This is a genomic window from Stenotrophomonas sp. PI_27, from assembly GCF_027854495.1.
Lineage (GTDB): Bacteria > Pseudomonadota > Gammaproteobacteria > Xanthomonadales > Xanthomonadaceae > Stenotrophomonas > Stenotrophomonas pavanii.
Map to the genome: position 1 here is coordinate 21,356 of NZ_JAJNOF010000010.1, position 15,982 is coordinate 37,337.

General features: G+C 66.8%; 18 protein-coding genes. 13 read left to right on the forward strand and 5 right to left on the reverse strand.

Annotated features, from left to right (window positions below; translation table 11 throughout):
- Nucleotides 1-89: 89 nt before the first annotated feature.
- Both LRM18_RS13675 and LRM18_RS13680 read left to right on the forward strand, forming a co-directional pair.
- Nucleotides 90-725, forward strand: a complete 636-nt coding sequence (locus LRM18_RS13675; RefSeq protein WP_021203577.1) for a glutathione S-transferase N-terminal domain-containing protein — start codon at nt 90-92, stop codon at nt 723-725.
- A gap of 84 nt (nt 726-809) precedes the next feature.
- Nucleotides 810-1,262 carry a ClpXP protease specificity-enhancing factor gene (locus LRM18_RS13680; protein WP_014646584.1) on the forward strand — a complete coding sequence of 151 codons (453 nt, stop codon included), beginning with the start codon at nt 810-812 and terminating at the stop codon, nt 1,260-1,262.
- A gap of 85 nt (nt 1,263-1,347) precedes the next feature.
- On the opposite strand, the gene LRM18_RS13685 is transcribed toward LRM18_RS13680, so the two are convergent.
- The 4 genes from LRM18_RS13685 to LRM18_RS13700 form a co-directional block, all read right to left on the reverse strand.
- Nucleotides 1,348-1,698: a DUF3301 domain-containing protein gene (locus tag LRM18_RS13685; protein ID WP_005415950.1), complete on the reverse strand. Its 351-nt coding sequence runs from the start codon at nt 1,696-1,698 to the stop codon at nt 1,348-1,350.
- 67 nt (nt 1,699-1,765) lie between these two features.
- The gene (locus LRM18_RS13690) at nt 1,766-2,767 is read right to left on the reverse strand and encodes a DUF2272 domain-containing protein (RefSeq protein WP_270954832.1); all 1,002 of its coding nucleotides are present in this window, start codon (nt 2,765-2,767) and stop codon (nt 1,766-1,768) included.
- Between the two features lie 115 nt (nt 2,768-2,882).
- On the reverse strand, nt 2,883-3,734 hold the full coding sequence (gene nadC, locus LRM18_RS13695) for a carboxylating nicotinate-nucleotide diphosphorylase (protein ID WP_270954833.1): 852 nt from the start codon (nt 3,732-3,734) through the stop codon (nt 2,883-2,885).
- Nucleotides 3,731-4,000, reverse strand: coding sequence for a Trm112 family protein (locus LRM18_RS13700; RefSeq protein ID WP_005408847.1), 270 nt, complete (start codon nt 3,998-4,000; stop codon nt 3,731-3,733). The genes nadC and LRM18_RS13700 overlap by 4 nt, the downstream gene beginning before the upstream one ends.
- A 58-nt stretch (nt 4,001-4,058) precedes the next feature.
- Between LRM18_RS13700 and purE the strand changes: the two genes are divergently transcribed.
- The 3 genes from purE (at nt 4,059) to LRM18_RS13715 (ending at nt 6,159) form a co-directional block, all read left to right on the forward strand.
- The gene (purE, locus tag LRM18_RS13705; protein WP_005412808.1) at nt 4,059-4,562 is read left to right on the forward strand and encodes a 5-(carboxyamino)imidazole ribonucleotide mutase; all 504 of its coding nucleotides are present in this window, start codon (nt 4,059-4,061) and stop codon (nt 4,560-4,562) included.
- Entirely contained in the window at nt 4,559-5,707 is a 1,149-nt protein-coding gene (locus LRM18_RS13710) for a 5-(carboxyamino)imidazole ribonucleotide synthase (RefSeq protein WP_270954834.1), read from the forward strand. The genes purE and LRM18_RS13710 overlap by 4 nt, the downstream gene beginning before the upstream one ends.
- 110 nt (nt 5,708-5,817) lie before the next feature.
- Complete coding sequence (locus LRM18_RS13715) at nt 5,818-6,159, forward strand: carboxymuconolactone decarboxylase family protein (RefSeq protein WP_049467531.1); 342 nt, start codon at nt 5,818-5,820, stop codon at nt 6,157-6,159.
- A gap of 114 nt (nt 6,160-6,273) precedes the next feature.
- Here the strand turns inward: LRM18_RS13715 and LRM18_RS13720 are convergent, their stop codons facing one another.
- Nucleotides 6,274-6,852, reverse strand: a complete 579-nt coding sequence (locus LRM18_RS13720; RefSeq protein WP_064239635.1) for a superoxide dismutase — start codon at nt 6,850-6,852, stop codon at nt 6,274-6,276.
- Nucleotides 6,853-6,973: 121 nt separating this feature from the next.
- On the opposite strand from LRM18_RS13720, the gene grxD reads away from it, so the two are divergent.
- From grxD to LRM18_RS13760, 8 genes are all read left to right on the forward strand, one after another.
- The gene (grxD, locus tag LRM18_RS13725; protein WP_049467533.1) at nt 6,974-7,294 is read left to right on the forward strand and encodes a Grx4 family monothiol glutaredoxin; all 321 of its coding nucleotides are present in this window, start codon (nt 6,974-6,976) and stop codon (nt 7,292-7,294) included.
- Nucleotides 7,291-8,067, forward strand: coding sequence for an SDR family NAD(P)-dependent oxidoreductase (locus LRM18_RS13730; protein WP_049467535.1), 777 nt, complete (start codon nt 7,291-7,293; stop codon nt 8,065-8,067). The genes grxD and LRM18_RS13730 overlap by 4 nt, the downstream gene beginning before the upstream one ends.
- A gap of 232 nt (nt 8,068-8,299) precedes the next feature.
- Nucleotides 8,300-11,503 (forward strand): TonB-dependent receptor, encoded by a 3,204-nt coding sequence (locus LRM18_RS13735; protein WP_241738676.1) that lies wholly within the window; start codon nt 8,300-8,302, stop codon nt 11,501-11,503.
- Between the two features lie 253 nt (nt 11,504-11,756).
- Entirely contained in the window at nt 11,757-13,145 is a 1,389-nt protein-coding gene (gene ppnN, locus LRM18_RS13740) for a nucleotide 5'-monophosphate nucleosidase PpnN (RefSeq protein ID WP_049467539.1), read from the forward strand.
- A 160-nt stretch (nt 13,146-13,305) separates the two neighbouring features.
- Nucleotides 13,306-13,824 (forward strand): Tfp pilus assembly protein FimT/FimU, encoded by a 519-nt coding sequence (locus LRM18_RS13745; protein ID WP_270954835.1) that lies wholly within the window; start codon nt 13,306-13,308, stop codon nt 13,822-13,824.
- A complete protein-coding gene (gene pilV / locus LRM18_RS13750; RefSeq protein ID WP_049467543.1) occupies nt 13,821-14,297 on the forward strand; it encodes a type IV pilus modification protein PilV in 477 nt (158 codons plus the stop codon). Before LRM18_RS13745 ends, pilV begins: the two co-directional genes overlap by 4 nt.
- Entirely contained in the window at nt 14,294-15,460 is a 1,167-nt protein-coding gene (locus tag LRM18_RS13755; protein WP_049467545.1) for a PilW family protein, read from the forward strand. The genes pilV and LRM18_RS13755 overlap by 4 nt, the downstream gene beginning before the upstream one ends.
- Nucleotides 15,461-15,464: 4 nt before the next feature.
- Nucleotides 15,465-15,974: a PilX N-terminal domain-containing pilus assembly protein gene (locus tag LRM18_RS13760; protein ID WP_049467547.1), complete on the forward strand. Its 510-nt coding sequence runs from the start codon at nt 15,465-15,467 to the stop codon at nt 15,972-15,974.
- The last annotated feature ends 8 nt before the right edge of the window (nt 15,975-15,982 follow it).

The window sequence follows — 15,982 nt, forward strand, 5'->3', positions numbered from 1 at the left end:
CGGTTGCACACTCGGGGAGGAGTCGACCGCCGGCACGGTGCCGGCGGCGCCGATGCGGCAGGCGGTCTCCTGTCGTGGGAGAGCCTTTGATGGCGGCGAGCGTACGCATGCGCAATACACTGACGCTGTTTTCCTCGAACGACGACGTACTGTGCCACCGTGTACGCCTGGTCCTGGCGGCCAAGGGGGTCACCTTCGACTTTGTCCCGGTCGATCCGCAGAACCCGCCTGAAGACCTGATCGATCTCAATCCGTACCATTCGGTGCCGACCCTGGTCGAGCGCGAACTGGTGCTGTACGCCGCCTCGGTGGTCAGCGAATACCTGGACGAGCGCTATCCGCATCCGCCGCTGATGCCGGTCGATCCGCTGTCCCGTGCGCGCATCCGCCTGGCGATGCTGCGCATCGAGCACGACTGGGTGCCGCAGGTGCAGGCCATCCAGCTGGGCAACAAGACCCAGGCCGAGGCCGGGCGCAAGCGCCTGAAGGAACTGCTCACGGCCTCGCTGCCGCTGTTCAAGGCCAGCAAGTTCTTCCTCAACCCGGAAATGAGCCTGGCCGACTGCGCCATGGCCCCGATCATCTGGCGCTTGCAGTCGCTGGATGTACCGCTGCCGAAGGACGGCAAGGCGATCGAGGACTACGGCAACCGCATCTTCCGCCACCCCGGTTTCGTCCGCAGCCTGACCGAGCAGGAAAAGAAACTGCGCGACCTGCCGGCCTGACCGGCCCATGCAGTACCCGTCTGCACGCCGACCGGCGTGCAGGCGATCCGCCCCGGCAGGCCGCCGGGCGCGTACACTTCACGCATGACCGAAGACTTCTTCCACATGACCAGCCACCGCCCGTACCTGCTGCGGGCGCTGGTGGAATGGATCAACGACAACCAGCTGACCCCGCACATCCTGGTCGACGCCGGCGTTCCCGGCGTGCAGGTCCCGCCTTCGGCGGTCAAGGATGGCCGGGTCGTGCTCAACATCGCCGAACGTGCTGTCGTGCGGCTGATGATCGACAACGAGATGGTCAGCTTCTCGGCGCGCTTCTCCGGTACCAGCTACCCGGTGCAGGTGCCGATCAGCGCCGTGCTGGCCGTCTACGCCCGCGAGACCGGGCAGGGCATGGCGCTGCCGGATGACATCCCGGGCAGCGAAACCGCGCCGACCAGCGACGAGCTGCTGCATGAGGACGGCACGCCACCGGACGATACGCCGCCGGCCAGCCCGCCGCCGAAGGGCCGCCCGAACCTGCGCGTGGTCAAGTAACCCTTCCGACGCCGCCCCGATGGGCGGCGTTTTTCTTTGCCCGTTTGCGGTGGGTGCCTGCCGTTGGTCGGCACATCCTTAAACCCTAGACATCCTCGGCATCCTCCACATCCGGCCGGATCTGGCTGATCCGCGCCGCACCGGGGCCGGTGAACGAGATCAACTGGTCGCCACGCAGCACCATGCGGCCCACGTGGCGGTCGATGCCATCGTAGGAATACTCGAACTTGAAGGTGCGCTCGAAGCCGAGCCGGCCATCCTCGCCGCGCGACAGGCGCAACCCGGTGGCGTGCACCGCCTGGTCCAGCCACTGCACGTCGGCGGCGCGGCAGGCATTGCGGCCCAGTTCCACCGCGCGCTCGGCGGCCGAGCGCGCGGCGTTCCAGAAGAAGTAGATGATTCCGCCGGCAATCAGCAACAGCAGCAGGGTGGGCATGGCGTCAGCCGTCAGAGGTGGATCCGGCAAAGATGGCGGCGAATGCGTGCTGGATCAAGCGCCTGTGTCACCGCCTTGGCGGCTGCGGGTCGGTCATCGGTGCTGGGGGTGCGGTGGCCGGCACCGTGGCCGGCACTGCCTGCATCGGTGCTGTGCTGGGCGAAGGCATCGCCAAGGGCGTGGTCGCGGTCAGCTGCAGCAGGGCCGCCCAGTCCTGGCGGTTGAAACTGCATTCGTCCTCACGCCCCGGGGTGCAGCTGGGGTCAATGCCGGTGCTGTTGCGTTCGCGCGCCGGCGGCAGCTTGATCAGCCCGGTACGATCCAGCGGCAGCAACCGCATCGCCACGGTGTTCATCACGTTGCCACCGACCAGGTACAGGGTCTGGTCGCCGCCGAGGTTGGCGGCCACCACCACTTCGCAATGTGATTTCCAGTGGCCCACCGAGCCATTGCCCAGCGCCTGCACCAATCCGCTGTAACTGAGCGTGCTGCTGCGGTCGCGCAGGAAGCACAGCAGGTCACCGGGCGCGGGTTTGGCCGTGGCCGGGTCGACCAGCCTGTACGGCACGCCCGAGGGGCCGCCCTGGTACGCGGCGCGGATGTAGTCGATATGGCGTGGCGAGGTATTGAAGCCGGGCACACCGGCACGCACCATCACCCACGAAATGAAGGCGGCCGACCACGGGTTGTCGACCAGGAACGCGCGGCAGTCGCTGTCGGTATAGCGCGTGCCCAGCGGTGCCAGGCAGCTGCTGGCGCCGGCGATGCTGCCCATGGCGTCGAGCGTGCCGCTGTTGCGCCAGTAGCCGGCCACGCGCTGCCAGGCGATCAGTCCGTTGTCGGCCAGATGTTCGTTCTCGGCCTCGGTGACACTGAGACTCGCCGCACGGCCATCACGATCGATGAAAGGCCGGAACCAGAGCCGGTGTTCATTGCAGGCAGTATTGCGGATGGCCACCGCCAACGGACTCAGGCCGAAGCGGGGCGGCACATCGCAGGCTTCGGCGGCCGCTGCGGACAGGGGCGCCGCAGCCAGCAGCAGACAGGCAGGCAAGAGCATCCGGCGCATGCGCGGCTCCTGTGGGGGATGCCCGCAGCGTCGCAGTGCTGTCGTGAACGCCGGGTGTGAGAACAGGGTCCGATCCCTTTTCCGATGAAAAAGGGATCGGACCCAACGCCGGGCCTCAGCCCGGTGGCGGGCCCAGCTTCAACGACAGGTCGATCGCCTGCACGTGCTTGGTCAGGCCGCCGATGGAGATGCAGTCGACGCCATCCTCGGCGATCGAGCGCAGGCCGCCCAGGCCGACGCTGCCGGAGACTTCCAGTGGAATGCGGCCGGCAGTGATGCGTACGGCTTCGCGGCGCAGGTCGGGGCTGAAGTCGTCCAGCAGGATGCGTTCGCACCCGGCTTCAAGGGCCTGGCGCAGCTGCGCCAGGTCTTCGACCTCGACCACCAGCGGCAGCGCAGGCCACTCACGGCGCGCGGCGGCCACCGCCGCGGCCAGCGAACCGGCGGCACGGATGTGGTTCTCCTTCAGCATCACCGTGTCGTACAGGCCGAAGCGATGATTCTCGCCACCGCCGCAGCGCACCGCGTACTTCTGCGCCAGGCGCAGGCCGGGCAGGGTCTTGCGGGTGTCGAGGATGCGCGTGCCGGTACCGGCCAACGCTGCCACGTAACGGGCGGTGGTCGTGGCGGTGCCGGACAACGTCTGCAGGAAATTGAGCGAGGTGCGCTCAGCGCTGACCAGGCTGCGGCTGCGCCCGTGCAGCAGCGCCAGCACGGTGCCGGCGGTGACGGCATCGCCTTCGGCGATGTGCCATTCAATGCGCACCTCGGGGTCGAGCGCGCGATGGGTGGCGTCGAACCAGGGCCGCCCGGCGATCACCGCGTCCTGCTTGCACAGCAGGTAGGCGCTGTCAGCCTGGTCGGGCAGCAGGGCAGCGGTGACGTCGCCGCTGCCCAGGTCCTCGGCCAGTGCACGCGCGACATCGGCGGCGACCAGGGCCGCATCCGGCGTCGGCAGCGTGCTCATGCGGCAGGGAAGTCGGCGATCTGGGCCGTCGGGATGGCTTCCTCGGCCAGCAGCACCGGGATGCCGTCGTCGACGCGGAACACCTGCTTGCGGTCACGGGTGACCAGCGCTTCGCGCAGCGGCTGCGCCAGCGGGTTGCCATCGGCCTTGTTCACCGCGCCGGCGGAGATGGCCTTGTTGAGGGCTTCCAGGCCCTTGCCATCCAGCAGGGACAGGGGCTGGCGGGTGTCCGGCGACACCAGCAGGTCGAGCAGCTTGCGATCCATGGTTCTTCGTCTTGCGTGGAAGATGGCTAGAATACGTCTTTAAGGCAGGTGACGGCCAATGACCCCCAACCCGATCGCGCCGCTTGTCGGCATCGTCATGGGTTCCCGTTCCGACTGGGAAACCATGCAGCACGCCGCCCAGAAGCTTGAAGCCCTGGGTGTTCCGTTCGAAGTGAAGGTGGTGTCCGCGCATCGGACCCCGGATGTGTTGTTCAGTTACGCCGAGCAGGCGGGCCCGCGTGGCCTGCGCGCGATCATCGCCGGTGCCGGCGGGGCCGCGCACCTGCCGGGGATGATCGCGGCCAAGACCGCCGTGCCGGTGCTGGGCGTGCCGGTGCAGTCCAAGGCCCTCAACGGCATGGACTCGCTGCTGTCGATCGTGCAGATGCCGGCCGGCATTCCGGTCGCCACCTTCGCCATCGGCAATGCCGGCGCCTCCAACGCGGCGCTGTTCGCGGCGGCGATGCTGGCCAGCGACCAGCCGGCGATCGGCCAGGCGCTGGACGCCTTCCGTGCACGCCAGACCGAAGACGTGATGGCCCACGACGATCCGCGCCAATGAGCCTGACCGTCGGCATCCTGGGCGGCGGCCAGCTCGCCCGCATGATGGTCCTGGCCGGTGCGCCGCTGGGGCTGCGTTTCGAACTGTACGACCCGGCAGCCGACGCCTGCAGCGGCCCGCTGGCGCCGCTCACCGTCGGTGCCTTCGATGACCGCCAGGCGCTGGCGGACTTCGCCGCCAAGGTCGACGTGGTCACCTTCGATTTCGAGAACGTGCCCGCCGACAGTGCGCAGTTCCTGGCCGGCCGCGTGCCGGTCTACCCGCCCCCGGCTGCGCTGGCGGTGGCCCAGGACCGGTTGAGCGAGAAGACCCTGTTCCAGCAGCTGGGCATTCCGCTGCCGGCCTTCGCCGACATCCGCAGCCGCGACGAACTGGCGGCGAAGGCCGCTGAATTCGGCCTGCCGTGCATCCTCAAGACCCGCCGTCTGGGCTACGACGGCAAGGGCCAGTTCCGCCTGCGCAGCGAGGCCGACGTCGACGCCGCCTGGGAGGCGCTGGGCGCGCAGGTCGAGCGCACCGGGCTGATCCTGGAGGGCTTCGTCGCCTTCCAGCGCGAGGTCAGCGTGGTGGCCGTGCGTGGCCGCGATGGCAGCTTCGAGGCCTGGCCGATCACCGGCAACTGGCATGTCGATGGCGTGCTGTCGGCCAGCGTGGCGCCGGCGGTGCTGTCCGACGCCGAGCAGCAGGCGGCCATCGGCTACGCTCACCGTGTCGCCGAGCACCTGCAGTACGTCGGCGTGTTCGCGCTGGAGCTGTTCTGCCGCGATGGCGAGTTGTTGGCCAACGAGATGGCGCCGCGCGTGCACAACTCCGGCCACTGGACCATCGAAGGCAGCGAGACCTCGCAGTTCGAGAACCACCTGCGTGCCGTGCTGGGCCTGCCGCTGGGCAGCACCCGCATGCTCGGCCACGCCTGCATGCTGAACTGGCTGGGCGAGATGCCCGACCCGGCACCGGTGCTGGCCCAGGCCAGCGGCCATTGGCACGATTACGGCAAGCAGCCGCGTGAGGGCCGCAAGGTCGGCCACGCCACCCTGCGCGACGATGATGCCGTGGCCTTGGCCGATGCGCTGGAGCAGGTTGGCCTGGAGCTGGACCGTCAGGCCCAGGTCGCACCCGCGGTGCACGCGCTGCGCAACCGCTGAGCCGGTAGTGCCGGCCGCTGGCCGGCAATGCAACGATGTGGCGCGCCGGTGCAGGCATTGGCGCAACATTTCCGGTGGTAGCGTGGAGCTCCTTTACAGGAGTCACGACCATGCTCGACTGGAATGCCTACCGCAAGGAACTGAAGGGTCGTATCGGCGAGATCGGCAAGCTCTCGCCCGACACGATCAAGGGCTACGCCACCCTGGCCAACGCCGGCGCCCAGACCAACCACCTTGATGCCAAGACCCGCGAGCTGATCGCGCTGGCGGTGGCGGTGACCACCCGCTGCGACGGCTGCATCACCGTGCATGTGGACGCAGCGCTGAAGCAGGGCGCCAGCCGCGAGGAAATCGCCGAAGCACTGGGCGTGGCGGTGTCGCTCAACGCCGGCGCCGCGCTGGTGTACTCGGCGCGGGTGATGGATGCGGTGGCCGCGCACGAGAGCGCGTGACGCTCCGCTCTGCATTTCGGTAGTGCCGGCCGCTGGCCGGCAACTCCGGCATCCTTGTGCGTCCAGTGGGTTGCCGGCCAGCGGCCGGCACTACCCGGTGACCGAGCCGCTGCCTCAGCGCAGCCGGCTTTCGGCGAATTCCCAGTTGACCAGCTGCCAGAAGGCGTCCAGGTAGCGCGCGCGATCATTCTGGTAATCGGTGTAGTAGGCGTGCTCCCAGACGTCGCAGCACAGCAGCGGGGTGCTTTCGCCGGTCAGTGGCGTGCCGGCATTGCGCGTGGCCTGGATGCCCAGCTGGCCACCGGGGTGCTGTACCAGCCACACCCAGCCCGAGCCGAACAGGCCCAGCGCCGTGCGGTTGAACTCCTCGCGCAGGCGCTGTGCGTCGCCGAACTGGCGCTTGACCAGCTCGCCCAGCCGGCCCTGCGGCTCGCCGCCGCCGCGCGGGCGCAGGCACTGCCAGTAGAAGCCATGGTTCCAGGCCTGGGCGGCCGCATCGAACAGAGCGCCCTGGGCATGGCGCACGATCTCTTCCAGTGACGCCTCCTCCCACTCGGTGCCGAGGGTGCCGGCATTGACCGCGTCGACATAGGCGCGGTGGTGGCGGCCGTGATGCAGCTCCACGGTCTGCGCGGACAGGTGCGGCTGCAGGGAGCCGGAGAGGTAGGGCAGGGCAGGCAATTCGACGGGCATGGACAGGTTCGTGGCCAGGGGGACGGCGGCAGCCTGTTCCATCCGCTTACAATGGCGGCTACCGTGGGCAGTCTAGCCGACCATCACGGTCGGGTTGTCCGGCGAAGCAAGGAGTGTGGTTGTGGCGGTGATGCAGCAAATCCAGGCCGAGGTCGATCGTTACCCGCTCGTGCTGTTCATGAAAGGCACCCCGCAGTACCCGATGTGCGGCTTTTCCAGTCGCGCCGTGCAGGCGCTGATGGCGGCCGGCGCTGTCGCCCTGCGCACCGTCAACGTGCTCGAGGAACCGGAGATCCGTGCCAACCTGCCGCGCTTCTCCAACCTGCCGACCTTCCCGCAGCTGTTCATCAACGGTGAGCTGATCGGCGGCTGCGACATCGTCATGGAACTGTTTGAATCCGGCGAGCTCAAGCGCATCGTCGAAGAGGCGACCCAGGGATGAGTGCCTGGCCGTCGACGTCACCGACTGACGGGGCGTTCGATGGCCGCCCGTTGCAGGACCGCGTGGTGCTGGTCGCCGGGGCCGGCGGCGGGCTGGGCAGTGCCGCGGCGGTTGCTGCCGCAGCCGCCGGGGCCACCGTGGTCCTGCTGGGGCGCAAGCCGCGCCGGTTGGACCGGGTCTATGCCCAGGTCCAGGCGGTCGGCCCGGAACCCCTGCTGTACCCGCTGGACCTGGAAGGTGCCGGCCCCGACGACTACGCCGAACTGGCCCAGGCCCTGCAGCGCGAGCTGGGGCGGCTGGACGGCCTGCTGGTCTGCGCCGCGCATTTCCCGGGGCTGACCCCGTTCGAGCTGGCCGACCCGGCCAGCTTCGCCCGCGCGGTCCATGTCACCCTGACGGCCCCGGCCTGGCTGGCCCAGGCCTGCCTGCCGCTGCTGCGGCAGCGCGAGGATGCCGCCCTGGTGTTCGCGGTCGATGCCCCTGAACGGGTAGGGCAGGCCTACTGGGGAGGGTACGGCGTGGCCCAGCACGGCCTGCGTGGCCTGATCGCCAGCCTGCACGATGAACTGGGCCGCAGTCCCGTCCGGGTCAGCGGCCTGTACCCCGGCCCCCTGCGCACGGCGCTGCGCGCACGTGCCTATTCCGTCGACCAGGACCCGGCTGCGCAAGGCCCGGAAGCCGCAGCGGCAGCGGCGGTGACCCTGTTGTCCGGGGCCGGGAGCGCCTGGCGTGGGCAGATTCTTGATGCCAGTGGGATGGCCCGGGAAAAGTGAGTCCCGTGGAAAGGCGGAGTGAAGAACCCGTCACGATTGCGTTGCGAACCGGTGCCGTTTGTCGCACAACCGTCACATTGATGGCGTAGCGTGTTAATCTAGTGTTAACCGTTAGGGCTGCCTTCAGCCGAGCGGTAGGGAACCCCAGATAACTCTCCGATCAGCCACCCGCAGGGCTGCTTGGATGCGCTTTTTTTCCGCCATCGCCAACTCGCATCGAGGCTACCGAAAAATGACCCACCCACTCCGGATGTCCAAGCTCACCCTTGGTCTCGTGGCTGCACTTGCCGCCGCCCCCGCCTTCGCCCAGAGCACCTCTGCCGGTGTCGGCGGCCAGGTCGTGTCCCGCAGCGGCCAGCCCGTTGCCGGCGCTGAAGTCACCATCACCCACACCGAGTCGGGCACCGTTTCGCGTGCGACCACCGATGCGGCCGGCCGCTACAACGCGCGCGGCCTGCGCGTGGGTGGTCCGTACTCGATCACCATCACCAAGCCGGGTGAAGGCACCAAGACCGAAGATGGCGTCTACCTGGGCGTGAACCAGACCGGCACCATCAATGCCACCCTGGCCGGCGACCTCGCCGCGACCAACCTGGACACCGTGCAGGTCACCGCTGTCGGCGGTGGTTCGGAAGTGTTCAGCGCCACCAAGATGGGCTCGGGCACCAACATCAGCCAGCAGCAGATCGAAGTTGCGCCGTCCATCGGCGGCAACATCCAGGATCTGATGCGCCTGGATCCGCGCGTGACCTTCATCGATCGCGCCTCGGGCTCGATCTCGGCCGGTGGCCAGAACCCGCGCTTCAACTCGATCAACATCGACGGCGTCTCGGCCAGCGACACCTTCGGCCTGGAAGGCAACAACATGCCGACCCGCCGCCAGCCGGTCGCGATGGAAGCCATCGAAGCGCTGGACATCAACCTGTCCAACTACGACGTCAGCATCGCTGCTGCCGCCGGTGCCACCGTCAACGCGGTGACCAAGTCGGGTACCAATGAATTCCACGGTTCGGTGTACGGCACCTACCGTGATGGCGACTGGTTCGGCGACAACCCGGAAGGCCAGCCGTTCAAGGGCTTCACCAAGGAAGAAACCTACGGCATGACCCTGGGCGGCCCGATCGTCAAGGACAAGCTGTTCTTCTTCGCCAACTACGAAAAGTTCAAGCAGGCCGCCCCGGGCGCCGACCTGAGCGGCACCGCGCTGGGCAAGGCCAACCCGCAGTTCACCCTGGCCGACGTGACCCGCGCGCAGCAGATCGCGCAGGGCTATGGCATCAACGCCGGTGGCCTGGAAAGCAACGGCGACACGGAGATGGAAGAGTACGCGCTGAAGCTGGACTGGAACATCAGCGAGAACCACCGCGCCAACATCCGTTACAGCAAGATCGACCAGAGCAAGCTGCGCATCAACGGCATGACCACCAGTTCGGCCTCGCTGAGCTCGTACTGGTACCAGCATGACAAGACCAACGAGAGCTACGTCGCCCAGCTGTTCAGCGACTGGACCCCGAACTTCTCGACCGAATTGAAGGCGTCGTACCGCGAGTACTCGGCGATCCGCAACGTCTCCACCGACGCGCCGAGCATCCGCATCTACTTCGGCGGCAACGAGGCTGCGCCGTCGGGCGATTCGCTGTACCTGGGTACCGAGGTCAATTCGCAGGACAACATCCTCGAGACCAAGGCATGGAACTACTACGCCGCCGCCACCTGGACCCTGGGTGACCACGACGTCAAGTTCGGCGCCTCGTACGACACCAACGACATCTACAACTACTTCGGCGCCAACTCGTGGGGTGCCTACACCTTCTACGGCCTGGACAACTTCGCCGCGGGCCGCTGGAGCAGCTACAACTACAACCCGGAGCGCACCCCGGGCTCGATTCCGGCTGACTACAAGTACAGCAACCTGGCCCTGTTCGTGCAGGACACCTGGTATGTCAACAACAACCTGACCCTGACCCTGGGCGTGCGTGCCGACCGTGCCGACACCAGCCCGGCCCCGACCTACAACGCTGCAGCCTCGACCTTCTTCGGTCGCGACAACAGCGAGGTGCTGAGCAACAAGTTCCTGATCCAGCCGCGCGTCGGTTTCAACTACACCTTCGACAGCGAGCGTCCGACCCAGCTGCGCGGCGGCGTGGGCCTGTTCCAGGGTGATGCGCCGCAGGTGTGGCTGAGCAACAGCTACTCGGCCACCGGCTTCAACAATTCGGTGTACGCCTACACTGCCTACGATCGCACGCTGCCGTTCAACGGGAACAAGGACAGTCAGCCGGTCCCGACTACCCCGGGCTCGAACCGTCAGAACGTCAACTTCGTCGGCAGCGACTTCAAGATGCCGTCGGTGTACAAGGCCAACCTGGCCTTCGACCATGAGACCCCGTGGTACGGCATCGTGGCTTCGGCCGAGCTGCTGGTCACCAAGGTCAAGGATGCCCTGTACTACAGGAACCTGAACCTGGGCCCGGTGCAGCAGCTGGGTCCGGATGGTCGTGAGCTCTATTACGCTGCGTCGCGCAACGGCAACCTGTGGACCAACAGCGATGCCCGCTTCGGGCGGAACCGCGGCTACGACGCCGTCTACGAAATCGCCAACACCGACAAGGGCCGCACCTCGCAGTTCACCGTGTCGCTGAGCAAGCCGTGGTCGGACGCCAGTGACTGGTCCTGGAACATCGGTTACACCTACACCGACGCTACCGAAGTGGGCTCGCTGACCAGCTCCACCGCAAGCTCGGGTTGGAACTACCAGTACGCCTTCAACGCCAACAGCGAAACCGAGAACACCTCGCGCTACCAGATCCGTGACCGCCTGTCGGGCTCGCTGAACTGGAAGCACAAGTTCTTCGGCGACTACGAAACCAAGGTCGGTCTGGTGTACGAGGGCCGCAGCGGCCGTCCGTACAGCTACGTGTACGTGAACGATGCCAACGGCGACGGCCGTGCCGCAAACGACCTGTTCTACGTGCCGAACCCGGGCGAGGTTCTGTTCGGCAATCTGGTGGGCAGCACCTTCACCCCGGATGCGGCAATGGAGAAGTCGTTCTACGAATGGCTGGCGGCCAACCCGCAGCTGGCCAAGTACGCAGGCGGCTACGCTCCGGCCAACCAGTTCCGTACCGGCTGGATCAACACCTTCGACATCCGCATCAGCCAGCAGCTGCCGGGCTTCATGAAGGGTCACAAGTCGGAAGTGTGGCTGGACATCCAGAACGTCGGCAACATGCTCAACAAGAAGTGGGGCAACATCTACGACTACGGCTTCTTCGCCGATGCGCGCGTGGCTACCCTGCAGGGCATGAAGGACGGCAAGTACGTCTACAACTTCCGCGGCGCTGACCTGCCGACGGTGGCCAACAACGACGCAGACGGCTTCGACGTCGGTGTCTCGCAGTGGTCGCTGCAGCTGGGCTTCCGCTACCAGTTCTGATGCACTGACGTAGCGTTGCTGTAAATGGAAACGGCCGGGGAAACCCGGCCGTTTTCCGTTCAGGCGAAAGTCCTTGCAGGGTGTCGGGCAACGGCGTAGCATCCAGAAATGTGCGCGGCGTCAACGCCGCCCAGGCGGTCCCGGACAGGCGAACGCGGGCAGCACACATCCAACGGTCGGGCTTCCCGGCCGTTTTGCTTTTTAAGGGGGCGGCAGTACAGTCGGAAACCTTGAAGGAAGCGAAAAATTGGATATGACCACGAACGAAAAATCAGCCCGTGCGCTGCCGGTGCAGGATGCGCGGATCTACCCGCGTGGTGGGCTGGACGTGCTGTCGCGGGCCGAAGTGGCACGCCTGCGCGATGCCTCCGCCGGCGGCATGCATGAGCTGCTGCGCCGCTGCGCGCTGGCCGTGCTGACCAGCGGCAGCGCCTCGGACGATCCGCGCGCGGCGCGCGACCTCTACCCTGATTTTGACATCCAGGTGGCGCAGCAGGATCGCGGCGTGCGCATCGACCTGGTCAACGCACCGGCGATGGCCTTCGTCGACGGTGAGATCATCCGCGGTGTCGCCGAACTGCTGTTCGCCGTCGTGCGCGACCTGGCCTACATGGCCATCGAGATGGGCCCGGCCTACGCGGCCGAGCTGGAGTCGTCCGAGGGCATCACCAACGCGGTGTTCGGCCTGCTGCGCAACGCGCGCATCCTCAACCCGGGCGATCCGAACCTGGTGGTGTGCTGGGGCGGCCACTCGATCTCGCGCGACGAGTACCTGTACACCAAGCAGGTGGGTTACGAGCTGGGCCTGCGCGGCCTGGACATCTGCACCGGCTGCGGCCCGGGCGCGATGAAGGGCCCGATGAAGGGCGCGACCATCGCCCATGCCAAGCAGCGCCGCACCGTCACGCGCTACATCGGCCTGACCGAGCCGGGCATCATCGCGGCCGAGTCGCCGAACCCGATCGTCAACCATCTGGTGATCATGCCGGACATCGAGAAGCGCCTGGAGGCCTTCGTCCGCATCGGCCACGGCATCATCGTGTTCGCCGGTGGCGTCGGCACGGCCGAAGAGATCCTGTACCTGCTCGGCATCCTGCTGCGCGAGGAGAACAAGGACCTGCCGTTCCCGCTGATCCTGACCGGCCCGACCGTGGCAGCGCCATACTTCGAGCAGATCGACCGCTTCATCCGCCTGACCCTGGGCGACGAGGCTGCCGAGCGCTACGAGATCATCATCGGCGACCCGGTGGCCGTGGCCAGGAAGATGGCCAGTGGCATCAAGCGCGTGCGCGAACACCGCCTGGCGCAGAAGGACTCGTTCTTCTTCAACTGGTCGATCGAGATTCCGTGGGAGTACCAGCAGCCGTTCGTGCCGACCCACGAGGCGATGGCGGCGCTGGACCTGCATCACGGGCGTGCGCCGCACGCGCTGGCGGCCGACCTGCGCCGGGCGTTCTCGGGCATCGTGGCCGGCAACGTGAAGGAGGACGGCATGCGCCGCATCGAGCAGTTCGGGCCGTTCCAGATCCACGGTGACCCGGACATGATGCAGGCGCTGGACGCGCTGCTGCGCGCCTTCGTCGAGCAGCGCCGGATGAAGATCTCCGGCGAATACCAGCCCTGCTACCAGGTGCTGGCCTGAACCCGGGCCGGCGCGATGGGGATCGCGCCGGCACCGGTCGGGGAGAGTGCACGTCAAGCCTTTGACGCCCGTCGCCCCGGATTGACCGTTCATCCTGCCGCCGCTTGCCGGTGGCGGGGCGATGGCCCATCGTGGCCACCAACACGCTGGGGAGCGTCCAATGTCTTTGCGCCGGCAAAACGGCTTCACGCTGGTTGAACTGATGGTCACGATCGCCGTGGTGGCGATCCTGGCGACCATTGCGTTCCCCAGCTTCCAGAGCACGATCCGCTCCAATCGGATCGCCTCGTCGGGCAATGAAATCACCGGCCTGCTGTCATTGGCGCGCAGTGAAGCGGTGCGCAACAAGCGGGGCGGCGGCGTCTGTGGCAGCTCTACTGGGACCAGCTGCGACAATGCCTGGACATCGGGGATGCTCGCCTGGTCCGATGCCAACGGCGACGGCGCGATGCAGTCGGGTGAAGCGGTGTTGCGCTTCGTGACCATTTCTTCCGATGCGATCAGCGTCACCGCTCCCTCCGACAGCGTGATTGCGTTCGACAACCGAGGCCGCCGCCGCGCCGCGGCGACCCAGGAAATCGTGCTGCAGCCCAAGAGCTGTGGCAGCGATGCACTTCGGCGCACACTGACCGTCAATGCGGCGGGCCAGATCACGTCCACCAAGGCAGCCTGCCAATGAACCGTCGTCTCCCGTCCTTTGCCCGGCGCCAGGGCGGCTTCAGCATGATGGAAGTGCTCGTCACCATCATCGTGCTGGCGTTCGGTCTGCTTGGGTTCGCCCTGTTGCAGACCATGAACGTGCGCTTCGTGCAGAGCTCGAACTATCGCACGCAGGCCACCAACCTGGCCTACGACATGCTGGACCAGATGCGAAGCAACCGGTACCAGGCCGCGTGGTATACCAACGCTACGTTCGCCGCCAACTCGATCAAATCCAGCTCATGCACCCGCACACTGGGAGCGGGCCTGGGCGTGGCCAGCAACATCACCCGATGGCAGTGCCAGGTCGTCCAGGCGCTGGGGGAAGGCGCGAGTGCTACGGTCCTCAACGCCAATGGCCAGGTCACCGTGGCCATCGCCTGGGGTGACCAGCGCTGGGATGCCAGCAACCCAGACACCCGGACCACCTTTACCCTGGTATCCCAGCTATGAGCCTTCGTCCCGTCCCGCCGCACCGGGTGGCCGGCATTTCATTGATCGAAACGATGATCGCCATGGTCATCGGCCTGGTACTGATGCTGGGCGTCGCGCAGGTTTTCCTCGCTTCGCGGGCGGCCTCGCGGCTGGCCGAGGGCAACGGACGTGCGCAGGAGAATGGTCGATTCGCTCTCGAGTTTCTGCAGCGCGACATCCGCATGGCGGGCCATTTCGGCTGCGTGAACGACCAGGCGCATTTTGTACGTGGCGAGGGTGATCCGGTCATCGATACCGGTGCCGCCACCGGCTCAGGTCATCCGCTGGATTTCAGCGTGACGATCCAGGGCTATGAGGCGCCGAACACCGAACCGGGGGCGAACCTCACCCTCGGCGGCTCCTGGGCGACGCCGACCGCACTCCCGGCGTCGATCGCCGCACTGTCTCCCCGTGGTGGCAGTGACATTCTGGTGCTGCGTTATCTGGCGCCCGAAGGCGTTCCGGTCACCGGACTGGCGCCAAGCAGCAACAGTGTGGTGGGGTTTGACACCACCGCTGGCGCCCGCATGGTCGAAGGCGGTGTTGCCGCGCCGAATGTGTTCGGCGTGGCCGACTGCAGCCACGTCAACGTGTTCAAGGGCACCTACGCGGCCGGCAAGGTCACGGCCAATGGTTCGAACCTCGGGCGATACACCGTACAGCCGACCGGTCAGACCATGATCTATCGGGCCGAGTCGTTGGTGTACTACGTAGGAACCTCGGCCACCACTGGGCAGCCGGCGCTGATGCGGGCGCGTGCGGACGGCAACAACGGTTACGGCACGCCGGAGGAGCTGGTTGAGGGGATCGAGAACCTGCAGCTGCTGTTCGGTCTTGACAGCACGGTTGCCATCAGTACCACCTCGCCGCCGACCGGCAACATTACCGGACTGTCCACCGCCACCGGCGTGACTGCCGCTACCGGCGCCGCCGGTGCGGCGCAGTGGCGCCGCGTCGGGCAGGTCCAGGTCGGCATCCTCGCCCGTAGTCCTCTGCCGTCGCAGGCAGAAGCTCCTGCCAATGCAGTCAACTATCCACGCGCATTGGGCGTGGGCTTCGCGCCGGGAAGCCCGAGCGATGGGCGCTACCGCTCAACGTACGAATCCACGATTGCGCTGCGCAACCGCCTGTTCGGGAACTGATGCCATGAATGCTCGAGTCCGCAAGCGCCCCATGGCCCGTACCCAGCGTGGTGCGGTGCTCTATGTGGCATTGATCATGCTCATCCTGCTGGCGCTGATCGGCATCGCCGGCATGCAGGTCGCCGGCATGCAGGAAAAGATGGCGTCCAATTACCGCGCGACCAATGTCGCTTTCCAGAACGCCGAGGGTGTGACCCGGCGCAGTGAGCATGCACTCGAGAACATCGCCAACCGTGTTGCGGCGGCCAGTGATGCGCCGTTGGTGGATACCGATGTCCAGCAGAACTGTGATATCGCCTTCGACCCGGTGGCATGGGGCCGGGGGCGTGCACTGACGACCCGTGAAGCCGTCAATGTGCGCCGTATCGACTCTTGTGTCATCGGTGGCGGTTCGCTGTCGATGGGCAAGCCGCTCGACCCGGTGACGCCGATCTACCAGATCACCACCTTCGCTACCGATACCCCGACGGATTCCTCGTCGACGGCGTCGATCGATTCCATCTTCAAGCCCTGAGGTTGTCG